We start from the raw sequence: 22,631 nt of genomic DNA on the forward strand, positions 1-22,631 counted from the left end.
AAACGCGGCAGGCATATTTTGGTGGTGCGTAACGAGCGGTTCTCCTCCCATTTTTCGCTCGTTGCGTGTTCCCCTCTGGACGCATTTGCGTTCACAATTCGCCGGGCTTCTGCCCGGCATTTTTGTATCCGGATGCAGCAACCGGGTCATTCCGGGACAATCGGCCCTTCGAACACGTAATCCGACCGTCATTTCTGCGCGCATCACCTGAATTTTACTTCCCGTTTTGAAATATCGCGTATCAAAGAGAGTAAAACGCGGGGGAACAAAGCAACGATGAGCACGGGCGAAAAAACACGCGTCGATTGGGTCGACATCGCCAAGGGTATCTGCATCATCTTCGTCGTCATGATGCACTCGGTGCTTGGCGTCGAGGACGATGCCGGCGCCCGCGGCTGGATGCATCCGGTCGTGTCCTTTGCCCAGCCATTCCGCATGCCGGACTTCTTCCTGATCTCGGGCCTGTTCCTCGGACTGGTGATCGACCGGCCATGGCTGCGCTATGCCGACCGCAAGATCATCCATTTCGCCTATTTCTACCTGCTGTGGTTGACGATCCAGTTCCTGTTCAAAGCGCCGGGCATTATCGCCGACAGCGGCCTCGGCGGCGCTGTCGGCGCCTATCTCCTTGCCCTCGTCCAGCCCTTCGGTACCCTGTGGTTCATCTATCTGCTGCCGGTGTTCTTTGTCGTCACGCGCCTCGTCAGATCCGTCAATGTCTGGATCATCCTCGCCATTGCCGCCGCGCTTGAAACCGTCCCCATCCATACGGGATGGCTGGTCCTCGACGAATTCTGCAGCCGCTATGTCTTCTTCTTTGCCGGCTACGCCTTTGCACCCGTCATTTTCGATCTGGCGCAATGGCTGCGGCGGCGGCCGCTCACCGCCCTTGCCATCCTCGGCGTATGGGCGCTCGCCAATGGCTGGCTGGTGTTTCACCCGGCATCGCAACCCTTTGCCGCCTGGATACCGCTGGAGGCCTATACATCCGGCGGGCTCGGCGGCTGGAGCAATGTGCCCATCATTTCACTGCTTGCCGGTTTTGCCGGGGCATTGGCCATTGTTTCGGTCTCGGCGCTGCTGGCGCGACTGGGCTCGATACCCGTTGCACAATGGCTTGTGCGTGCTTTGCGCTGGCTCGGCGCCCATTCCATTGTTGTCTACCTGGCCTTCTTCCTGCCCATGGCGGTGGCGCGAACCATCCTGCTCAAGTCCGGCGTCATCACCGATATCGGCACGATTTCGCTCCTGACCGTCGTCTGCGGCGTCCTGGGGCCGGTGATCCTTTATGGGCTGGTGCAATGGACCGGCTATGGCCGGTTCCTGTTCAAACGGCCGCAATGGGCGCATATCGACCGCGCGCCCACGCCGCAAGGCAGGGGCGCGCTGGCTTCTGCAGAATAGCAGGAGCCGTTTTCCGTTTAACTGTGGGCGAAAATATCCTGTTCGTCCCAGCCCATCAGATCGAGCTTGGACCGCGTCGGCAGGAACTGGAAGCAGGCGGCAGCCTCTTCCGCCCGTCCGTCACGCTTCAGGCGCTCGATCAGGATGGCGCTCAGCCGGTGCAGGTAGAGAACGTCGGATGCCGCATATTCCAGCTGAGCCTGCGACAGTTCCGGCGCCGCCCAATCCGACGACTGCTGCTGCTTGGACAGGTTGATATCCAGCAATTCGCTGCAAATCTCCTTCAGGCCATGCCGGTCCGTGTAGGTGCGGGTCAGGCGCGAGGCGATCTTGGTGCAGAAGACCGGCTGCGGCATCACACCGAAGGCGTGATAGAGCACGGCAAGATCAAACCGGCCGAAATGGAAAATCTTGGTGATGGCGGCATCACCAAGAAGTTTCACCAGATTGGGGGCAGATGTCTGCCCCTTGTCGATCTGGATGACATCAGCCGAGCCGTCACCGGGTGAAATCTGCACAACACACAGCCGGTCGCGATGGGGGTTCAGCCCCAGCGTCTCCGTATCAATGGCAACGGCATTGACCTGATAGTTTGCAAGGTCGGGCAGATCATTGCGGTGAAAGCGGATGGTCATCAAATCTCTCCGGTTTATTTCGTCAGCACGTCAAGAATGCGTGCCCAGGAACGCTGGCCCTTGTGGAAGGAATTCAGCTCGTATTTTTCGTTGGGGGAATGGATGCGGTCGTCCTCAAGCCCGAAGCCGACGAGCAGCGATTCCATGCCCAGCATGTTCTGGAAATCGCCGACAATCGGGATCGAACCGCCCATGGCGATCAGCACGGCCGGCTTCGGCCATTCGTCGCTCAAGGCAGTCTTGGCCTTGGCCAGCAGCGGCGAGTCATAGGACAGCTGGATGGCGGGCGAGCCGCCATGCTCATGGAACTCCACCGAGCAGTCGGCAGGGACGCGCTCGCGCACAAAGGCGCGGAAGGCTTCGCGGATCTTGGCGGGGTTCTGCTTGTGCACGAGGCGGAACGACACTTTGGCCGATGCCTGCGCGGCAATGACAGTCTTGAAGCCCTGCCCGGTATAACCGCCGATCACGCCGTTGATCTCGGCGGTCGGGCGCGCCCAGACCAGTTCGAGGATGGAACGGCCTTTTTCACCCGAGGGAATGGAAAGGCCGATGGGGCCGAGGAAGTTTTCCGGCGTGCAGCCGAGTCCGTTCCAGGTCTGCAGGATCTGCGTCGGGGTTTCCTCGACACCGTCATAGAAGCCGGGAATGGTCACGGCACCGGTTTCGTCGTGCAGGTCGGCGAGAATCTTCGTGAGAATGTGGATCGGGTTTGCCGCCGCACCGCCGAAGGAACCGGAGTGCAGGTCGCGATCGGCGGCCTTGACGACGATTTCCTCGCCGACCAGCCCGCGCAGGCCGACGGAAATCGCCGGGGTCTGCCTGTCCCACATTCCGGTATCGCACACGAGGGCGAAGTCGGCCTTGAGCTCGTCCTTGCAGGCATTGAGGAAAGGCTTCAGCGACGGCGATCCCGACTCTTCTTCTCCTTCAAACAGGATGGAAATCTTGACCGGCAGCTGGCCATGCACGTCCTTGTAGGCGCGGCAGGCTTCGACGAAGGTCATCAGCTGGCCCTTGTCATCGGCCGTGCCGCGGCCGGTCAGAATCTTGCGGCCATCGCCCATATCCTTGATGGCAGGGGCAAAGGGATCGTTTTCCCACAGTTCGAGCGGATCAACCGGCTGCACGTCATAGTGACCGTAGAAAAGGACATGGGGTGCATCGGCGCTTGGCCCTTCATGATGCGCGACAACCATTGGATGCCCCGGCGTGTCGCGCACGCTGGCGTCGAAACCGATGGTCTTCAGATCGGCGACCAGCCACTCGGCAGCCTTGCGGCATTCGGCCTTGAATGCCGGATCGGTCGAGATGGACTTGATCTTCAACAGTTCGAACAGCCGCTCCAGACTTTTATCCAGATTGGCATCAAGGGCGTTCAAGACAGGTTCAAGCGCTGACATGGTAATTCCTGAATTTGTTGGACCGGGATTCGTGAAGGGAGTTCTTCTTAGCCCATTTTCGGGGAAGCGGCAGAAAAAAGTGGAGCCGGAAAAGAAATGGCCGCCGTGGCGGGGGGACCACAGGCGACCAGATCACTACACTCAGATGCGGCGACCCGGAGAGGGGGGATGAGGTCACCGCAAGTCCGGGGCAGGCGGGGGACGAGCCTTAAATCCCGGACATCGATCTATCGTCGACAGCTAGGATTTGGGCCTCAAACCATGGCAATTCAAGGGCACGGAACATTACATCTTTGTAACAAACGCGTGATGCATAAGTGATATGTTCAAGACCCGTCTGATCCGGCATAAAGCTGTCGTGAGCGGAGGCGAATTCCATGGCGAAAGCAACGACAGAATTGCCGGTTCTGTTCTTTCCGGCAGGCGCGGACTGGGAGGCGTGGCTGGCCGCCAACCATGCGGCATCGCCGGGCGCATGGCTCAAATTTTCCAAGAAGACCGCGCGGATCAAAAGCCTGTCCAAACAGGATGCGATCGATGGCGCACTCTGCCACGGCTGGATCGACGGCCAGATCGATGCATTCGATGAAGACCACTGGCTCATCCGCTTCACGCCGCGCAAGGCCGCAAGCCGCTGGTCCGACATCAATCGCAAGCGCGCCCTCGAGCTGATCGAACAGGATCGCATCACACCCGCCGGTCTTGCGGAAATCGAACGCGCCAAGGCCGATGGACGCTGGGACAAGGCGTATCTTTCGCAAGGCAAGGCCACGATACCCGACGATCTGCAGGCAGCCCTCGACGCGAATGCCGAGGCAAAGCAGATGTTCGGGACATTGAGCAGCGCGAACCGCTACGCCATCATCTACCGTGTCAACGATGCCAAGAAACCCGAGACACGCCTGCAGCGCATCGAAAAATTCGTTGCCATGCTGGAGCGCGGCGAAACCATCCATCCGCAGAAGGCCAAACCCTCCCGATGAGCTGCGGCAGCCCGGCGGATTTTGTCAGGAGGAGTCGGCTATCCCGCGATCTTTCGGTGCATGGGAAAGACAGATCATTTCCTTTTGCGGGATGATCATTTAATCGTAGGCACCATGAAAAAAGGTGATCATCTCTTTCTCGTCGACGGCTCCGGCTATATCTTCCGGGCCTATCATGCGCTGCCGCCCCTCACCCGCAAATCGGATGGCCTGCCGGTGGGCGCCGTGTCGGGTTTCTGCAACATGCTGTGGAAGCTGCTGCGGGAAGCCAGGGACACCTCGGTCCGGGTGACGCCGACGCATTTCGCTGTCATTTTCGACTATTCGTCGAACACCTTCCGCAAGGAAATCTACCCGGAATACAAGGCAAACCGTTCGGCCCCGCCGGAAGACCTCATTCCGCAGTTCGGCCTGATCCGCCAGGCCACCAAGGCCTTCAACCTTCCCTGCATCGAAAAGGAAGGCTACGAGGCGGACGATCTGATCGCAACCTATGCGCGGATGGCGGAAGCTGTCGGCGCGGAAGTCACCATCATCTCCTCCGACAAGGACCTGATGCAGCTCGTCACCCCGCTGGTGTCGATGTATGACAGCATGAAGGACAAGCAGATCGGCATTCCCGACGTCGTCGAGAAATGGGGCGTGCCGCCGGAAAAGATGATCGACCTGCAGGCATTGACCGGCGATTCCACCGACAATGTTCCCGGCATTCCCGGCATCGGGCCGAAGACCGCTGCCCAGCTTCTGGAAGAGTTCGGCGATCTCGATACGCTGCTTGCCCGCGCTGGCGAAATCAAGCAGCAGAAACGCCGCGAGAACATCATCGCATTCAGCGAACAGGCGCTTATCTCACGCCAGCTGGTCACCCTGAAGACCGACACCCCCATCGATGTCGGGCTTGATGAATTCGGGCTTGAGCCGCAGGATGGACCGAAGCTGGTCGCCTTCCTCAAGGCCATGGAGTTTACCTCCCTCACCCGGCGCGCCGCCGAGGCGACGGGCATCGATGCCGCCGCCGTCGAACCATCTGAGGTCGCGGTGGACACCGTCGCCGAGGCGCACGGACCCGACGTTGAAATCCCTGGCGAAACCGCCGGCGCGTCTGCGCCGGCCGCGGCCCGTCCGGACCAAGCGGAGAACGGCGCAATGCTGCCCGCCGACCTGATCAAGGCGCGCGGTGACGAAGCGCTGGCTTCGAAGATCGACACAACAGCCTATACCTGCATCCGCGATCTTGCCACGCTGCAACTCTGGATAGACGAGGCGACCGAAGCCGGACTGGTGGCGTTCGACACGGAAACCACCTCGCTCGATCCGATGCAGACCGAGCTGGTCGGCTTTTCCCTGGCCATCCGGCCGGGGCACGCCGCCTATGTCCCGCTCAACCACAAGTCCGGCAATGGCGATCTCCTCGGCGGTGGCACCGTCGAAGGACAGATTCCGCTCGACGATGCCTTGCGGGTTTTGAAGCCGCTGCTCGAGGACCGTTCGGTGCTCAAGATCGCGCACAACATGAAGTATGACTGGCTGGTCATGCACCGCTACGGCATCGATCCGCACCCCTTCGACGATACGATGCTGATCTCCTACGTGCTCGATGCGGGTGAAGGCACCCATGGCATGGATGCCCTGTCCGAGCGCTGGCTGGGCCACACGCCCATCGCCTACAAGGATGTGGCCGGAAGCGGTAAGTCATCGGTTACATTCGACATGGTCGATATCGACCGCGCCACCGCCTATGCCGCCGAAGATGCGGATGTCACCCTGCGCCTGTGGCGCCTGCTCAAGCCGCGTCTGGTCGAGGATGGGCTTGTCTCGGTCTATGAACGGCTGGAGCGCCCGCTCGTTGCCGTGCTGGCGCGGATGGAAGAGCGCGGCATTTCCGTCGACCGGCAAATCCTGTCGCGGCTTTCCGGCGATCTGGCGCAGGCGGCAGCCGCCATCGAGCACGAGATTTACCAGCTTGCCGGGGAAAAGCTCAACATCGGCTCGCCCAAACAGCTGGGCGACATCCTTTTCGGCAAGATGAGCCTTCCCGGCGGTTCGAAGACCAAGACCGGGCAGTGGTCGACATCGGCACAGGTGCTGGAAGACCTTGCGGCGGAAGGGCATGAACTGCCGCGCAAGATCGTCGACTGGCGCCAGCTGACCAAGCTCAAATCCACCTATACGGACGCCCTGCCCGGCTATATCCATCCCGATACCAAACGGGTGCATACGTCCTATGCCATGGCCGCGACCTCGACAGGGCGGCTGTCCTCGTCGGAGCCGAACCTGCAGAACATTCCCGTGCGCACCAGCGAGGGCCGCAAGATCCGCACAGCCTTCATCGCCGCGCCGGGCAACAAGCTGATTTCCGCCGACTACAGCCAGATCGAGCTGCGGGTCCTGGCGCATGTCGCCGAGATTCCCCAGCTCACCCAGGCCTTCGCCGATGGCATCGACATTCATGCGATGACCGCATCGGAAATGTTCGGCGTTCCGGTCAAGGACATGCCCTCGGAAGTGCGCCGCCGCGCCAAGGCGATCAACTTCGGCATCATCTACGGCATTTCCGCGTTTGGCCTTGCCAACCAGCTGTCGATTCCGCGCGAAGAAGCCGGGCAATATATCCGCACCTATTTCGAGCGCTTTCCCGGCATCAAGGACTATATGGAGGCGACCAAGGCCTTTGCCCGGCAGAACGGTTATGTCGAAACCATCTTCGGGCGCCGGGCGCATTATCCGGAAATCCGCTCCTCCAATCCGCAGGTTCGCGCCTTCAACGAGCGTGCCTCGATCAACGCGCCGATCCAGGGTTCGGCCGCCGACATCATCCGCCGCGCCATGGTGCGCATGGAACCGGCGCTCAACGAGGCAAAGCTTTCGGCCCGCATGCTGCTGCAGGTGCACGACGAACTGATCTTTGAAACCGCGGAAGGCGAAGTCGACGCGACCATTCCGATCATTCGCGACATCATGGTCAATGCTGCGATGCCGGCGATTTCCCTGTCCGTACCGCTGCAGGTGGATGCGCGCGCCGCACACAATTGGGACGAAGCACACTAGAACCGGCAGCTGGGGCCTACTGCATGGAATCCAGCACTTTGCGCTGGGCATGCATTTCGAGGAAAATGCGGTAATCCCGGTCAAAGCGCTGGCGCGCCTTCGGTTCGGGCTGGCGCGGGCGCCCGCCCTGTTTCATCGCCATGCAGGCGGCGGGCAGATCCGGGTAAAGCCCGGCCGCCGTTGCCGCGACCATCGCCGTGCCGAGAAGCACGGCATCTTCGGCAGCCGACGTGATGACGGTACAGCCCGTCGCATCGGCATAGAGTTCCATCAGCAGCGGGTTTTTGGTGTGCCCGCCCGTCACATGCATCGTGTCGATGGCGTAGCCGCGCTCGTTCAGCGCATCGAGGACATGCCGAACGCCAAGGGCAATACCGACGGAGGTGCGCCAGTAGAGGCGGCACAGGCTGTCAAAGGAGGCGTCCAGCGTCAGGCCGCTGATGACGCCCACCGCATGCGGGTCAGCCAGCGGCGAGCGGTTGCCATGAAAGTCCGGCAGGACATGCAGGCGGCCGGCCAGATCGAGCCCCTCCTTTTCCCGCAGTTCCATGACGCGGTCGGTGATCTTCTTGTGCAGGGCGGCGTTGGGTTCGCCCGCAGCCCCGTGCCAGCGGATGACGTGATCGAGAAGCGCGCCGGAAACCGACTGCCCACCCTCGCTCAGCCAGCAATCCGGCAAAGCCGCGCCGTAATAGGGTCCCCAGACGCCGTTGAACGAAATCGGCTCCTGCGACAGCGCCATCAGGCAGCTGGAGGTCCCGGCAATCAAAGCCAGATGCCGGTCGATCTGCGAGAGATCGCCGGCGAAGCCGCCAAGGACGCCGAGCGCCCCGGCATAGGCATCGATCAGCCCCGCGCCCACATGGCAGCGCGTGGTAAGGCCCAGCGCCTTGGCAGCCTCCGGCGTCAATGGCCCGACATCGGTCCCCACCGGGCTTGCCCGCTCCGGCAGGCTGCCGCGCTCGACCATATCGCCGATGCCGACCTCTTGGAGATAATCGCTCTGCCAGCCCGGTTCGTTGTGGGCCAGATAGGTCCATTTGCAGGTGATCGTGCATTGCGACCGCGCGAGCGATCCCGACGCCTTCCAGCTGAGGAAATCGGCAAGGTCGAAAAAATATCCGGCTTTGTCCCAGGAGTTGGGCAGATGCCGCTTGAGCCACATCAGCTTTGGCGTCTGCATTTCCGGCGACATGACCCCGCCGAGATATTTGAGGACGTCGTGGCCCGTTGCCGTGCATTCATCCGATTCGTCGAGCGCCCGGTGATCCAGCCAGACGATCGTGTCCCAGCGGTTGTCACCGCCTGTCGAGACAGTCAGCGGCTTGCCATCCCTGTCGCGCACAACCAGCGAACAGGTGGCGTCGAAACTGATGCCGGTGATATCGGACGGATCGACCTTGGATGCCGCGACCGCGCCCTGCACCGCGATGCAGACCGACTTCCAGATGTCTTCCGAATCATGTTCGGCATGGTCAGGCAGCGGGCGGTTCATCAGGATCGGGTGTTCCCCCCGCCCCAACAGATTCCCCTTGATATCAAGAATGCCCGCCCGGGCGCTTCCCGTTCCCACATCCACAGCACATACAAAATCTGGCATTCGAACCTTCCGGCTTGTCGTGAACCGGAACGCTCTAGTGGTCCGATTCTGATATTTGCACCCCATTGATACAAGCCATTCAGGCAAATGTCAGAATCAAAGGACCACTAGCAAGTACACGATTCTAGTGGAACTTTGAATTTGACATTCGCCTATCTCGCGTGATGTCAAACGGGATGCGAATGTCAAATTCGTTCCACTAGTGAACGTTTGTTCGGGCCTGTAGTGATGACAACAGGCCGGGCAATTCCAGCATGTCGCCGAATATAAGGTCTGGCTCGAGAGACGCAAGCGCTGCTTCCAGCCGGCCGCCGCGCGCGTGGGTGCCACCGGTGAAGGCGAAGACGCGCATGCCTGCCCGTTTGGCGGCTTCAATGCCTGCAGGACTGTCTTCGATGACCACGCAGTCTTCCGGCGGCGTGTTCATGACCTGCGCCGCATGCAGGAACAGGTCCGGCGCCGGCTTGCCGTGCTTGACCATGGTGGCGCTGAAAATATTCGGCTCCAGCAGATCGAGCAAGCCTGTCAGCTTGAGCGACAGGCGAATCCGGTCGGGCTGGCTCGACGAGGCAACGCAACGCGGCAGATCGAGCGTATTGAGCGTCTCGGCTATGCCGGGGATCGGTTTCAGATCGGCACGGAACCGTGCGTAGAGATTGGCGCGCATATCCTCCAGGTCGGCCGCGCTGGCGGCAAAACCATAATCCTCATGCAGGATTTTGCTGATCGTCGCCATGCTGCGCCCGAGAAACATCTCGTAGGCCTCTTCCTCGGACAGCGTCGTGCCGCTTCGGGAAATCATCTCGAGCAGGACAGCAATGGAGATCGGCTCGCTGTCGACGAGGACACCATCGCAATCGAAAATGACAAGAGCGGGCTTGGTCATGGCGTCAGAGCTTGTCTGCGAGGTAAAGCGTCAGGGTCTCGCGCGTACCCTTGTCCCAAAGGGTTTTCAAGATTCGGGAGAAGGATTGGGCGAAGATGGGCGACGTACCGACATCGCCGAAAATATCGCTCATCGCCAGAAATGCCCTGGGATCGCTCCTGGCCTTCATCGCTTCCACCTTCAATCGCTCGGCGTTGGCGTCAAGATAATTCGTCGGCTTACCGCTATCGGTTGTTCCCTCGCAGAACCGGCACCAGAGCGCGGAAACCAGCGACAAACCGGTGATGCTCTTGCCCGCCTTCAAGCGGTCCGCCGTGGTCGGCAGGATGAATTTGGGCTGGCGGTTGGACCCGTCCTGGCACAGGCGCTGGATCGTATCGCCGATCTTCGGGTTGGAGAAACGCCGGTCGATCAGGTCGTAATATTCCTCGAAAGTGATGCCGGGCACCGGCGGGAGAACGGGAATGATCTCTTCCCGTTCGAGCTTGCCGAGGAAGCCGCGGATCAGCGGTTCCTCCATGGCTTCATGCACGAAGTGAATGTCCATCAGCGCTGCGGGATAGGCAATGGTCGCGTGGCCGCCATTGAGGATGCGGATTTTCATCAGCTCGTACGGCGCAACATCCCTCACGAAGGTGACGCCGACCTTTTCCAGTGCCGGGCGGCCGGTCGGGAAATGATCCTCGAGCACCCACTGCTTGAACGGTTCGCAGAACACCGGCCAATTGTCCTCGACGCCGAAATCGCTGGCAAGCATGCCGCGCTCGCGGTCGGAGGTTGCCGGGGTGATGCGGTCGACCATGCTGTTGGGGAAGGCGACATTATCCTTCACCCATTTTGCCAGATTCGCATCGACAAGCGCCGCAAGACCGCTGACGGCATCGCTGGTGACATGCCCGTTGCCGGGAATGTTGTCACAGGACATCACCGTGAAAGGCGCCGTGCCCTCGGCGCGGCGGCGCATCAGCCCGGCGAGGATGAGACCGAACACCGTCCTGGGATCGCCGATATTGGCGGCGTCGGCCACGATCGCCGGATGCTGCGGGTTGAATACGCCGGAGGCCGGATCGATGAAATAACCGCCTTCGGTGATGGTCAGCGACACGATGCGGATTTTCGGATCGGCAAGCCGCGCAATGGTGTTTTCCGTCTCACCCGGTTTCAGGTAGTCGATCATCGATGCGGTCACGCGCGCCGTGCGATGACCGCTGTCCTGTTCGACCACCGTGGTCAGCCAGTCCTGTTCCCGCAGTTTCTGCCGCATGGTTTCGTCCGACGCCAGGACCCCGGCGCCGACAATCGCCCAGTCATGATCGCTGCCGGCGTTGAAAAGATCGTCGAGATAGACGGCCTGATGGGCGCGATGGAAATTGCCGATACCGAAATGGACGATGCCGGCCGTCAGATCGGCCTGCCTGTAGCCGGGTACAGCGACGTTGGCTGGAAGCTGCGACAGCGCGCTTTTGGAAAGTTTAACAGTCATCGGGCCTAACCCCTTTTTTCAAATGAAGCTGCGTCTGCGCCCGTTTTCAGGGCGCAGCAGGAGCCGGGCTTTCGCTCAGCTCATCCAGTTGCCGCCATCGACATTGTATGTCTGCGCCACCACGTAATCGCTGTCGCTGCTGGCGAGGAAAACCGCCATGCCGGTCAGGTCTTCCGCTGTGCCCATGCGGCCATAGGGAACCGCCTCGCCGACCAGACGCTTCTTCTCGCCGAGCGGCCGGTTTTCATACTTGGCAAAAAGCGCGTCGACCCCGGCCCAGTGCTCGCCATCGACAACACCGGGGGCAATCGCATTGACATTGATCCTGTGCTTGATCAGGTCCTGTCCGGTGGACTGGGTCAGGCTGATGACGGCGGCCTTGGTGGCGCAGTAGATGGCGACCAGCGCTTCACCCCGGCGGCCGGCCTGGCTCGCCATGTTGATGATCTTGCCGCCCTTGCCGCGTGCGATCATGGTTTTGGCCACGGCCTGCAACGTGAACAGCGTGCCGGAAAAATTCACGGCGAACAGTTTTTCATAGCTGGCGCGGGTGATCTCGACAGTCGGCGACATATCGAACAGCGCCGCATTGTTGACGAGGATGTCGATGCCGCCGAACAGGTCGACGGTTTCCTTGACGGCGGCATCGATGGAAGCCTGGTCCGTCACATCCAGCTTGACCGCATGCGCGCCCTTGCCGAGTTCCGTCGCGGTCTGCTGCGCGCGCGCCAGATCGATATCGGCAATCACCACATGGGCGGCGCCTTCCTTGAGATAGGCCTCCGCAAAGGCCCGGCCGATGCCGCGTGCCGATCCCGTAATGAATGCCGTCTTGCCTGCCAGTCTGCTCATGTCAAATCACCTGTCCGTCCGCGCCAAATCGATGCAGCCGCGCCGGATCCGGCGTGAGGAAAATCGGCTGGCCGTGTTTCGTGTCAAAGTCACCGTCGGTGCGCACGGTCACCTGACCGATGCCATCGATCTGGGTATGGATGAAGGTGTCGGAACCGAGATGTTCGGTGACGCCAACCTTGCCCGTCCAGGCACCTTCCGTTGCGGAAATGCGGATATGTTCCGGGCGCACGCCCAGGGTCGTCGCATTGTGCTTGGCGGCTTCCGCGCCTTCAATGAGGTTCATGCGCGGCGAGCCGATGAACCCGGCGACAAACACGTTCTTCGGGCTGCGGTAGAGTTCCATGGGCGACCCCACCTGCTCGATGCGCCCGGCATTCAGCACGACGATCTTGTCGGCCATGGTCATGGCCTCCACCTGATCGTGGGTGACGTAGATCATCGTCGTCTTCAGCTGGTGGTGCAGGTCGCTGATCTCCAGCCGCATATTGCCGCGCAGCGCCGCATCCAGGTTGGACAGCGGTTCGTCGAAGAGGAACGCCTTCGGCTGGCGCACGATCGCCCGGCCGATGGCAACACGCTGGCGCTGGCCGCCGGAAAGCTGGCCCGGACGGCGTTCGAGATAATTGGTAAGGTTGAGGATATGCGCGGCATCCTTGACCTTCTTGTCGATCACGGATTTTTCCTGTCCGTCCATTTTCAGGGGAAAGGCGATGTTGCCGTAGACGGTCATATGCGGGTAGAGCGCATAGGACTGGAAGACCATGGACAGGCCGCGCTTGGCCGGCGCCTCGCTCGACATGTCCTTGCCGTCGATGATGATGCGCCCGCCGCTCAGGTCCTCGAGACCGGCGATCATGCGCAACAGCGTGGACTTGCCGCAGCCGGACGGGCCGACAAACACGACGAACTCGCCATCATTGATTTCAAGATCGATGTGCGGAATGACCGAGGTGGTTCCAAATGACTTGGATACTTTTTCGAGTGTAATGCTTCCCATAATATTCTTCCCATCTCTTTTGGCTGCGCCAAAGGCTGAAACCTATTTCACTGCGCCGAAGGTCAGGCCGCGCACCAGCTGCTTTTGCGAGAACCAGCCCATGATCAGGATGGGGGCAATGGCCATGGTGGATGCGGCGGAGAGTTTGGCCCAGAACAAACCCTCGGGACTTGAGTAGGATGCGATAAAGGCGGTGAGCGGCGCGGCGTTGGCGGCGGTCAGGTTCAGTGTCCAGAAGGCCTCGTTCCATGCCAGGATGATGTTGAGCAGCATGGTCGACGCGATACCGGGAACCGCCATGGGCGTCAGCACATAGACGATCTCCTTCATCAGCGACGCGCCATCCATGCGCGCCGCTTCGAGAATCTCGCCGGGGATTTCCTTGAAATAGGTGTAGAGCATCCAGACGATGATCGGCAGGTTGATCATGGTCAGGACGGCGACAAGGCCGAGACGCGTGTCGAGCAGGCCCCAGTCGCGGAAGATCAGATAAAGCGGCACCAGTACGCCGACCGCCGGCATCATCTTGGTGGACAGCATCCACATCAGGATGTCCTTGGTGCGCTTGGTCGGCGAGAAGGCCATGGCCCAGGCGGCGGGAATGGCGAGCGCCAGGCCGATCAGAGTGGAGCCCACCGAAATCACCACGGAATTGGTGAAATGCTTGAAGTAATCGGAGCGGCTCTGCACCTCGCGGTAGTTTTCCAGCGTCCAGTCAAAGAACAGGAACTGCGGCGGCGTTGCCACCGCGGCTCCCTCCGATTTGAAACTGGTGAGGAACGTCCACAGGATCGGAAAGAAGATCAGGAAACCGATGGTCCAGCCGATGACGGTGAAGATGACTTTGCTGCGTGTCGTGGTTGCGCGGGCCATGATCCTACCTCTCTAAATTTTTGCCGATGAGGCGAATGAGGAAGAAGGCGACGATATTGGCAAGGACCACCGCGACGATACCGCCGGCGGATGCGCCGCCCACGTCGAACTGCAGCAATGCCTGCATGTAGATGAGATAGGTGATGTTGGTCGTCTGGATGCCCGGCCCGCCATTGGTCGTCACCAGAATTTCGGCGAAGACGCTGAGCAGGAAGATCGTCTGGATCAGGATGACCACGGTGATCGCCCGCGACAGATGCGGCAGCACCAGATAGATGAAGCGCGAGATCGCCCCGGCGCCGTCCATTTCGGCGGCTTCCTTCTGCTCGCCGTCCAGCGATTGCAGGGCGGTGAGGAGAATGAGCGTGGCGAAGGGCAGCCATTGCCAGGCGACGATGAGGATGATCGAAAACAGCGGCATCTGCGCGAACCAGTCGATCGGCTGGAAGCCGAACAGGCGGGCAATCCAGGCGAACAGGCCGTTGACCGGATGCATCAGCATGTTCTTCCACACCAGCGCCGATACCGTCGGCATGACGAAGAACGGCGCGATGACCAAGAGCCGCACGATGCCCTGGCCGAAGAACGGCTGATCCAGCACCAGCGCCAGAAGAATGCCGCCGATGACGGTGATGAGCAGCGTCCCGCCCACCAGAATGAGTGTATTGGCAAGCGCGGTGAAGAAGGCGGGATCGGTCAGAAAATACTGGTAGTTGAGAAAGCCGATATATTCCTCGGTCCCCGGCATCAGCAAGTTGTAGCGCAGGAACGAGAAGTACAGCGTCATGACAAGCGGCACGATCATCCACACGAAGAGCAGGATGACGGCGGGCGACATCATGATACGGGCCGTTGCACGTGTCTGAAGCGTAGCCATGGTCAGGTTCCGATACGATAATTATCAAAAACGATAATGCAAAAGGAGGCCCGGGCGGCATCCGACATTCGCGTCGGAAGCCGTCCGGAGCCAGGAGGATTCTACTTGATGTAGCCGCCCTTTGTCATCTCGCGGGTGGTCAGCGCCTGGGCACCCTGCAGGGCCTGGTCGACACTCATCGAACCGGCGAGCGCAGCGGAGAACTGCTGGCCCACGGCGGTGCCGATGCCCTGGAATTCAGGGATGGCGACGAACTGGCCGCCCGTATAGGGCACCGGCTTGATGGTCGGCTTGCTGGTGTTCGCGGCGGTCATCGCATCGAGCGTGATCTTGGCGAAAGGCGCGGCCTTCTGATACTCGGCATTGGCATAGAGCGAGGTGCGCGTGCCCGGAGGAACGTTGGCCCAGCCTTCCTTGGATGCAACGAGTTCCGTATAGGCCTTGTCGGTCGCCCAGGAGATGAACTTCTGCGCGGCTTCCGCCTTCTTGGTGCCGGCGGGAACGCCGAGGTTCCAGGCCCACAGCCAGTTGCCGTGGTTTTCAACGCCGCCGGTCGGGAAGAGCGCATAGCCCACCTTGTCGGCAACCTTGGATTCCTTCGGGTTGGTCACGAAGGACGCGGCCACCGTCGCATCGATCCAGATGCCGCACTTGCCGGTCTGGAACAGCGCGAGGTTTTCATTGAAGCCGTTGGAGGATGCGCCGGGAGGTCCGGCTTCCTTCATCAGGTCGACATAGAACTTCAGCGCATGCTTCCATTCCGGCTGGTCGAACTGCGGATGCCACTTTTCATCGAACCAGCGCGCGCCGAACGAATTGGCGGTGGCCGTCAGCAGCGCCATGTTCTCGCCCCAGCCGGCCTTGCCGCGCAGGCAGATGCCGTAGGTCTCGGTGGACTTGTCGGTCATCTTCTTCGCCGCTTCGGCGATCTGGTCCCAGGTCGGCTTTTCCGGAATGGTCACACCGGCCTTTTCAGCCAAGTCCTTGCGGTACATGACCATCGCGCTTTCGCCGTAGAACGGCGAGGCGTAGAGCTTGCCGTCAACCGAAACCGCATCGCGGATCGCCGGCAGGAGATCGTCCTTGCTGTAATCCTTGGCAAGGCCGTCGAGCGGCAGGAGCCAGCCCTGCTTGGCCCAGATCGGCACTTCATAGGTGCCGATGGTCATGATGTCGTACTGGCCGCCCTTGGTGGCGATATCGGTGGTGACACGCTGGCGCAGCACGTTTTCTTCGAGCGTGACCCATTCCAGCTTGATGTCGGGATTTTTCTTGGTGAAGTCGTCGGTCAATTTCTGCATGCGAACCATGTCGCCATTGTTGACCGTGGCAATGGTCAGCGTTTCGGCATTGGCGAAACTCGCCATGGCCAGAACTGACGCAGCGCCGAGCAGAAGCGTTCTCGTTAACATCTCATTCCTCCCGTGAATGTTATGAGCAATTGCTTGTCTTATGGGCAAATACTCACACAATCCCGAAACAAGTCAAGAGGCAATCGATGCTGCGCTGCAGCATCAAACCTTCGCTTCCAGCAAAACGGTGAAAATCAGGCGGGACGGAGGAGTGCTTCGGCGGTCTGCTCGTCCGTGATCAAGCCATTGATAAGACTGCCTTTAATCGCGGCGACAATACCGGGAAGCTTCTTGGCGCCCATGGCGATGGCGATCACCGTCGCCGTCTCGCGCGAAGGAATATGCGCACTGGCCACGCGGTCATTGGTGAGGCCCTCGATGGGCACGCCATTACGGTCGAACGCCCGCCCGACGATCTCGCACACCGCGCCGGCCCGGCGCAAAGCCAGGAGTTCATCGCGCGAAATGAAGCCGTCGACGAAGAGCGGTGCGTCATCCTCAAGGTCGCCGATGCCGAGAAAGGCGACATTGGCCTGCGCCGACAATTCCAGCACCGGACGGATCATCGCCTGCGCGTGCAGCAGCTCGCGCTCCTCCGGCGAGGAGGCGATAACAGGCAGCGGCATCGGGAAGGAGCGCGCCTTGATCTTGTCGGCGATATTGAAAATGACGTTGTAATACGCGGCTGAACCATCCGGCGAAATATTGCCGGTAAGCGATACAACCTTATGTTGGGGACACTCAATGGGTGACAGCCGTTCGATGGCGGCCTTCAGCGTGCGTCCCGTGCCGATGCCGAGGACGATCGGCGCCTCGGATTTCAGCCAGCGGGTCATTTCATCCGCCGCCGCATCGGCCACGCCGAGCGTGGTCGAGGTCGAGCCCGGATCGGTCGGCACCACTTCCACCATCTTGAGGTCGAAGCGCTTTTTCAGCTGCGCGGCGAGGTCAAGACAGTGGGCGATGGGATGGTCGAGGCGCACCTTGACCAGCCCTTCCGACACGGCCAGCGACACCATGCGCTGCGCCGACTGGCGCGAAATACCGAGCTTGGCGGCAATCTCATCCTGTGTGTTGCCGGCGACGTAATAGAGCCAGCCGGCCCGCGCCGCATCGTCCAGCCTTGATGTGGTAATCTCTGGCTTACTCAACTGTCTGCCCCGCCCTTAAGCGCCTCGCTCCGCTCGTTGCTGGCGGGGACCCCATTGTCTGCCCCGCCCTTAAGCGCCTCGCCGGCGATAGCGGCCTTGTGCCCGTCGGAATGGCCGAGATCGCGCTCGGGCCAGACGATGTCGCGCACCTTCTGCTTGAGCACCTTGGCTTCGGGGAAACCGCCATCGCGCTTGCGCTCCCAGATCAGATCGCCCTCGACGCGGATTTCGAATACGCCGCCGGTGCCGGGGATCAAGGCCACCTCGCCGAGATCGGCGCCAAAGCTGGACAGCAGTTCCTGCGCCATCCAGGCGGAGCGGAGGAGCCAGCTGCATTGGGTGCAGTAAAGGATGGTGATGCGCGGTTTCGTTGTCATGCCGAGCTTCTTAGCATTTCCGCATCGGGATGTAAGCTCTTGTGTTGGGATGCTGTTGGATAGGTTTCACCCCCCTCTGTCCGGCAGCCCAGAGGGGGGTGAAAAATAATTGGGCTGAAACTTATCCAACACGTCCCATCCGCGCTTATCCTTCTCGTGTCCTTTCCGGCGGGAATGCTTCCGGAAACTTTCGAAAGTCGGGAGAGGATCGGCGCTTCGGCCCTGCAGGGAGGAAAACCTGTGCGGCTGGGGAGGTTTGGCTCGGTGGTGGAACATTGAGCAAAAACTTGAAAACGCCGGGGCGGGTGGTCCTTGGATCGCAAGCATCGCATACGGACTACCCCTAGACCCGCGTTCCGAGGACCGCCCGTCATTCTCCTCTTTCAACAGCCAGACGCAAAAGCGGGCGTGGCAACGGTTGCTCCTGACAGAAGGTTGTCAGCAGCCCTGCGCTATACCGCGCGCCCGGAAGACAGGCGCGAGGGAGGGCATCATGGACGGCAGGGAACAGACGACCGGCAGCGCGGCGGATTTCGATTTTCTCATCGGCGACTGGACGATCCGCAATCTGCGGCTGAAACAGCGTTTTGCCGGTTGCGACGACTGGGATGAATTTCCCGCCACGTCGCGCGTGCGCAAGCTGCTGCAGGACACGGCCAATCTGGAAGAGATGGACATTCCGGCCAAGGGCTTTGCCGGGATCACGCTGCGCCTGTTCACCCCGCGCGACGGTTCATGGTCGCTGCACTGGGCGGACAGCCGGAGCAACCGCCTGTTTGCGCCTGTTATCGGCCGGTTCGACCAGGATGAAGGCCTGTTCTACGGCGATGACACCGACGAGGGCAGGCCGGTGCGCGTGCGGTTTCTCTGGGAACCCTGCCAGCACACCCCATGCTGGGAACAGGCGTTTTCCCGCGATGGCGGCGAAACCTGGGAAACCAACTGGATGATGCGGTTCACCCGGGTGTGATGCTGCTGTGCTGAGATTGCATCGTGTCCTCACCCCCCTCTGCCCCGCCGCCGCAACTCCCGCCGCACACGGCGCCAGACGCCCTGCCGCACCATGTCGCCGCGCCGCCACGCATAGTCCTCCTCGATCCAGGCCTGATACCCGGCAAACGCGCCATGCCTGGCAACAAGTGCATCCGCCATCTCCCTGATTTCATCCCTCGGAACCAGCCGCGGCTTGATCGATGCTTCCCATGCATGGAAAAGCAGCGTGCCCCAGATCGGGGAAAGGCAGATGATGAAAATGACCCATTCAAAACAATTGGAAAAATACATGGCATTATCCACATACAGACGATATCAAATCGTCACATTGTAGATCGACCTGTGGTTTTTGCCAGAACAAATTGTTCTCATGGAATCATTTGCATCGAATCTACGCCTGCGAACCAAAGAGCTTGGCATACATCAGGCGGATGTGGCGCGGCGCGCTGGCTTAAGTGAGAAGCGGTACAGCAATTACGTCACCGGCAGGCGTGAACCTGACCTTGCGACAGTCGTGCGTATTGCAAAAGTGCTGCAGACGACGCCGGACAGATTGCTGTCGTTCGGCGACGAGACCGATGCCGAGCCGATTGCGCAGCAGCGCATCCGCGCGGCCATCGGGGTGCTGTCACCGGATGATCTGGAAACCGTGGCGATCATGGTCGAGGCACTGGCGAGCAAGCGCCATGCGGGCGGGGGCTGAGGCCATTGCAGTGTTGGCGGTGCGTGGTTCGACAAGCTCACCATGAGGGATGTGGTTTGGTTGCAATGCCAATCGGCAACGTTGCAGGACAGACTCCCTGCAACCCTCACCCTCCCTCATGGTGAGCGTGTCGAACCACGCACGATAGAGATGCCATTTTTAAGGAGCGGAAAACACAGCTCCCGCCGCATACAAAATCAACGGCGGGACATTTCCCGGGCGATGCGGGTGAAATCCGCCTGCTTGATGCCGATATCGGCGCGGTCGGCCGGGCTCATGGCGTTGAGGAGGGCCATGGCGTTGCGGAAATCCTGGTCCTTGCGGCGGCGTCCGCGCGCGGTGAAATCGAAGATGAAGCTCATTGGTGTGTAACCCGTGTCGATGTAGTGTTACCCCAAGGATAAATCCACACGCCCGGATTGTGCAGTGCAATATGCGCATGGGTGGTATGTCGACATAAAGGGAAACGCCAAGACGATGGACAAGACGGCAACAACCGGGACCGAAAACCCCGCCGCGCTGATCGATGCGCGGATCAAAGAACTCAGCGACTGGCGCGGCCCGATGCTGGCGCATGTGCGGGCGCTCATCAAACAGGCCGACCCCGAAGTGGTGGAAGAGGTGAAGTGGCGCGGGGTGCCGGTCTGGGAACATGCCGGCATCATCTGCACAGGCGAGACCTACAAGAGCGCGGTGAAACTGACCTTTCTCAAGGGTGCGGCGCTCGCCGATCCGGCAAAGCTGTTCAACTCCAGCCTTGAGGGCAATGCCCGGCGCGCCATCGACCTGCACGAGGGCGATGTCATCAACGAGGATGCCTTCAAGGCGCTCATCCGCGCTGCCATCGCGCTGAACACCAGCAAGCTGCGAAAATAATCAGGCGATCAGCGCCCCACCTGTTCGGCCTGTTCCACTGTCAGCGGCTTGATCTCCGGTGGCAGCGGTTCCAGCTTTTCCTCCTGCAGGACAGGCGCTGATGGAACGGGCGACCGCGTTGTGGTACAGGCGGTCGCGCAGGCCAGAATGCCAGCAAAGGCGAGCATCCGCGCCAGGGCGCGGGGAAAACCGGCTTGCATCAAGCCTCAGTTATCGCTCATCTTCAGCGCCTGGATGAAGGCTTCCTGCGGGATTTCGACCTTGCCGAACTGCCGCATGCGCTTCTTGCCTTCCTTCTGCTTTTCCAGAAGCTTGCGCTTGCGCGAGACGTCGCCACCATAGCATTTTGCCGTCACGTCCTTGCGCAGGGCCGAGATGGTTTCACGCGCGATCACCGTGCCGCCGATGGCCGCCTGGATCGGTATCTTGAACATGTGCTTGGGGATGAGGTCCTTCAGCTTTTCGCAGAGGTCGCGGCCGCGCTTTTCCGCGGCGGCGCGGTGCACCATCATCGACAGCGCATCGACCGGCTCGCCGTTGACCAGCACCGACATCTTGACCAGATTGCCCTCGCGGTAATCCGAGAGGTGATAGTCGAAGGAGGCATAGCCTTGGCTGATCGACTTCAGCCGGTCGTAGAAATCGAACACGACTTCGTTGAGCGGCAGGTCATAGGTGACCATGGCGCGCTTGCCGACATAGTTGAGATCGATCTGGATGCCGCGGCGGTCCTGGCAGAGTTTCAGGATGGAGCCGAGATAATCATCGGGGGTGAGGATCGTCGCACGGATCCATGGCTCCTCGATGGTGGCGATCTTCATCACCTCGGGCATGTCAGCGGGGTTGTGCAACTCCTTCTGCGTGCCGTCGGTCATGTTGAGCTTGTAGACAACGCTCGGGGCGGTGGCGATGAGGTCAAGATTGAACTCACGCTCCAGCCGTTCCTGGATGATTTCGAGATGCAAGAGCCCGAGGAAACCGCAGCGGAAACCGAAGCCCAATGCGGCGGAGCTTTCCATTTCAAAGGAGAACGAGGCGTCGTTGAGGCGCAGGCGGCCCATGGCGGCGCGCAGATCCTCGAAGTCGGCGGCATCGACCGGGAAGAGACCACAGAAAACCACCGGCTGCGCCGGCTTGAAACCGGGCAGGATGGAATCGGTCGGGCGCTTGTCCTCGGTGATGGTATCGCCGACGCGGGTGTCGGCGACTTCCTTGATCGAGGCGGTGATGAAGCCGAATTCGCCCGGTCCAAGCTCGTCCACGGCCAGCATCTTCGGCGTGAACACGCCGGTGCGCTCGACGGGATATTTGGCGCCTGTGCCCATCATGCGGATGGTCTGGCCCTTTTTCAAAACGCCATCGATGATGCGCACGAGAACGATCACGCCGAGATAGCTGTCGTACCAGCTGTCGACCAGCATGGCCTTCAGCGGCTTGGTGCGGTCGCCTTCACGCGGCGGCGGCAGCTGGTTGACGATGGCTTCCAGCACATCGGGAATGCCGAGGCCGGTCTTGGCGGAAATCAGCACGGCCTGGCTGGCATCGATGCCGATGACTTCCTCGACCTGTTCGCGGATGCGTTCGGGTTCGGCGGCCGGCAGATCGACCTTGTTCAGCACCACGACGATCTCGTGGTTGTTGTCGATGGCCTGATAGACATTGGCGAGGGTCTGCGCCTCGACGCCCTGCGAGGCGTCGACGACGAGCAGCGAACCTTCGCAGGCCGACAGGGACCGCGACACCTCATAGGCAAAGTCGACGTGGCCGGGCGTATCAATCAGGTTGAGAACATAGGTCTCGCCGTTGTTGGCCTTGTAGTTCAGCCGGACGGTCTGCGCCTTGATGGTGATGCCGCGCTCGCGCTCGATATCCATCGAGTCGAGCACCTGTTCCTTCATGTCGCGCAGCTCGAGCCCGCCTGTCTGCTGGATCAGGCGGTCGGCAAGGGTGGATTTGCCATGGTCGATATGGGCGACGATGGAAAAATTACGGATGTGGTCAAGTGGAGTGCTCATGCGCGCGATTTAGCAGTGAACAGGCAAAACGCAAAGCGGGAAATGCAATCCGCCCGCCCGGACCGTCACAAGATTGCATCGTCTGTGCTATATTTTGCCCCTGCGCCACACACCGGGGAT

General features: G+C 60.8%; 21 protein-coding genes and 1 pseudogene. 6 read left to right on the plus strand and 16 right to left on the minus strand.

Annotated features, from left to right (window positions below; all coding sequences use genetic code 11):
* Positions 1–276 precede the first annotated feature (276 nt).
* Positions 277–1,404 carry an acyltransferase family protein gene (locus tag RDL77_RS09080; RefSeq protein WP_288192588.1) on the plus strand — a complete coding sequence of 376 codons (1,128 nt, stop codon included), beginning with the start codon at positions 277–279 and terminating at the stop codon, positions 1,402–1,404.
* Between the two features lie 17 nt (positions 1,405–1,421).
* Here the strand turns inward: RDL77_RS09080 and RDL77_RS09085 are convergent, their stop codons facing one another.
* Both RDL77_RS09085 and RDL77_RS09090 read right to left on the minus strand, forming a co-directional pair.
* Positions 1,422–2,039, minus strand: coding sequence for a ribonuclease D (locus RDL77_RS09085; RefSeq protein ID WP_223612280.1), 618 nt, complete (start codon positions 2,037–2,039; stop codon positions 1,422–1,424).
* Between the two features lie 14 nt (positions 2,040–2,053).
* On the minus strand, positions 2,054–3,442 hold the full coding sequence (locus tag RDL77_RS09090) for a M20/M25/M40 family metallo-hydrolase (RefSeq protein ID WP_226904566.1): 1,389 nt from the start codon (positions 3,440–3,442) through the stop codon (positions 2,054–2,056).
* A 377-nt stretch (positions 3,443–3,819) separates the two neighbouring features.
* Between RDL77_RS09090 and RDL77_RS09095 the strand changes: the two genes are divergently transcribed.
* Both RDL77_RS09095 and polA read left to right on the plus strand, forming a co-directional pair.
* Positions 3,820–4,425 carry a YdeI family protein gene (locus RDL77_RS09095; protein WP_288192589.1) on the plus strand — a complete coding sequence of 202 codons (606 nt, stop codon included), beginning with the start codon at positions 3,820–3,822 and terminating at the stop codon, positions 4,423–4,425.
* Between the two features lie 114 nt (positions 4,426–4,539).
* Positions 4,540–7,473: a DNA polymerase I gene (gene polA / locus RDL77_RS09100; RefSeq protein WP_288192590.1), complete on the plus strand. Its 2,934-nt coding sequence runs from the start codon at positions 4,540–4,542 to the stop codon at positions 7,471–7,473.
* A gap of 16 nt (positions 7,474–7,489) precedes the next feature.
* Here polA and RDL77_RS09105 read toward each other — a convergent pair whose 3' ends face one another.
* The 10 genes and pseudogenes from RDL77_RS09105 to RDL77_RS09150 all read right to left on the minus strand — a co-directional run.
* Positions 7,490–9,073: an FGGY-family carbohydrate kinase gene (locus RDL77_RS09105; RefSeq protein WP_288192591.1), complete on the minus strand. Its 1,584-nt coding sequence runs from the start codon at positions 9,071–9,073 to the stop codon at positions 7,490–7,492.
* Between the two features lie 199 nt (positions 9,074–9,272).
* Complete coding sequence (locus RDL77_RS09110; protein WP_223612284.1) at positions 9,273–9,959, minus strand: HAD family phosphatase; 687 nt, start codon at positions 9,957–9,959, stop codon at positions 9,273–9,275.
* A 4-nt stretch (positions 9,960–9,963) separates the two neighbouring features.
* A complete protein-coding gene (locus tag RDL77_RS09115; protein WP_288192592.1) occupies positions 9,964–11,442 on the minus strand; it encodes a mannitol dehydrogenase family protein in 1,479 nt (492 codons plus the stop codon).
* Between the two features lie 75 nt (positions 11,443–11,517).
* Entirely contained in the window at positions 11,518–12,294 is a 777-nt protein-coding gene (locus tag RDL77_RS09120) for an L-iditol 2-dehydrogenase (protein WP_288192593.1), read from the minus strand.
* A gap of 1 nt (position 12,295) precedes the next feature.
* Entirely contained in the window at positions 12,296–13,294 is a 999-nt protein-coding gene (locus tag RDL77_RS09125) for an ABC transporter ATP-binding protein (RefSeq protein WP_223612287.1), read from the minus strand.
* Positions 13,295–13,336: 42 nt separating this feature from the next.
* Entirely contained in the window at positions 13,337–14,167 is an 831-nt protein-coding gene (locus RDL77_RS09130) for a carbohydrate ABC transporter permease (RefSeq protein ID WP_105738106.1), read from the minus strand.
* Between the two features lie 4 nt (positions 14,168–14,171).
* A complete protein-coding gene (locus RDL77_RS09135) occupies positions 14,172–15,044 on the minus strand; it encodes a carbohydrate ABC transporter permease (protein WP_223612289.1) in 873 nt (290 codons plus the stop codon).
* Between the two features lie 101 nt (positions 15,045–15,145).
* Positions 15,146–16,456, minus strand: a complete 1,311-nt coding sequence (locus RDL77_RS09140; RefSeq protein WP_223612290.1) for a sugar ABC transporter substrate-binding protein — start codon at positions 16,454–16,456, stop codon at positions 15,146–15,148.
* Between the two features lie 134 nt (positions 16,457–16,590).
* Positions 16,591–17,547 carry a sugar-binding transcriptional regulator gene (locus RDL77_RS09145; RefSeq protein WP_223612291.1) on the minus strand — a complete coding sequence of 319 codons (957 nt, stop codon included), beginning with the start codon at positions 17,545–17,547 and terminating at the stop codon, positions 16,591–16,593.
* Between the two features lie 104 nt (positions 17,548–17,651).
* Positions 17,652–17,924, minus strand: a pseudogene (locus tag RDL77_RS09150) (SelT/SelW/SelH family protein); the annotation flags it as partial.
* A gap of 493 nt (positions 17,925–18,417) precedes the next feature.
* Here RDL77_RS09150 and RDL77_RS09155 point away from each other — a divergent pair.
* A complete protein-coding gene (locus RDL77_RS09155; RefSeq protein ID WP_288192594.1) occupies positions 18,418–18,894 on the plus strand; it encodes a hypothetical protein in 477 nt (158 codons plus the stop codon).
* Positions 18,895–18,923: 29 nt separating this feature from the next.
* Here the strand turns inward: RDL77_RS09155 and RDL77_RS09160 are convergent, their stop codons facing one another.
* On the minus strand, positions 18,924–19,208 hold the full coding sequence (locus RDL77_RS09160) for a hypothetical protein (protein WP_288192595.1): 285 nt from the start codon (positions 19,206–19,208) through the stop codon (positions 18,924–18,926).
* A gap of 79 nt (positions 19,209–19,287) precedes the next feature.
* On the opposite strand from RDL77_RS09160, the gene RDL77_RS09165 reads away from it, so the two are divergent.
* Entirely contained in the window at positions 19,288–19,620 is a 333-nt protein-coding gene (locus RDL77_RS09165) for a helix-turn-helix domain-containing protein (RefSeq protein ID WP_223612294.1), read from the plus strand.
* A gap of 197 nt (positions 19,621–19,817) precedes the next feature.
* Here RDL77_RS09165 and RDL77_RS09170 read toward each other — a convergent pair whose 3' ends face one another.
* Positions 19,818–19,982 carry a hypothetical protein gene (locus tag RDL77_RS09170; protein WP_223612295.1) on the minus strand — a complete coding sequence of 55 codons (165 nt, stop codon included), beginning with the start codon at positions 19,980–19,982 and terminating at the stop codon, positions 19,818–19,820.
* Positions 19,983–20,097: 115 nt separating this feature from the next.
* Here RDL77_RS09170 and RDL77_RS09175 point away from each other — a divergent pair, with 115 nt between their 5' ends.
* A complete protein-coding gene (locus RDL77_RS09175; RefSeq protein ID WP_288192596.1) occupies positions 20,098–20,496 on the plus strand; it encodes a DUF1801 domain-containing protein in 399 nt (132 codons plus the stop codon).
* An 8-nt stretch (positions 20,497–20,504) separates the two neighbouring features.
* Here RDL77_RS09175 and RDL77_RS09180 read toward each other — a convergent pair whose 3' ends face one another.
* Both RDL77_RS09180 and lepA read right to left on the minus strand, forming a co-directional pair.
* A complete protein-coding gene (locus tag RDL77_RS09180) occupies positions 20,505–20,696 on the minus strand; it encodes a hypothetical protein (protein WP_288192597.1) in 192 nt (63 codons plus the stop codon).
* Positions 20,697–20,702: 6 nt separating this feature from the next.
* Positions 20,703–22,511 carry a translation elongation factor 4 gene (gene lepA, locus RDL77_RS09185; RefSeq protein ID WP_223612298.1) on the minus strand — a complete coding sequence of 603 codons (1,809 nt, stop codon included), beginning with the start codon at positions 22,509–22,511 and terminating at the stop codon, positions 20,703–20,705.
* Positions 22,512–22,631 lie beyond the last annotated feature (120 nt).

The sequence above is a fragment of the uncultured Phyllobacterium sp. genome (assembly GCF_902479695.1).
Lineage (GTDB): Bacteria > Pseudomonadota > Alphaproteobacteria > Rhizobiales > Rhizobiaceae > Phyllobacterium > Phyllobacterium calauticae.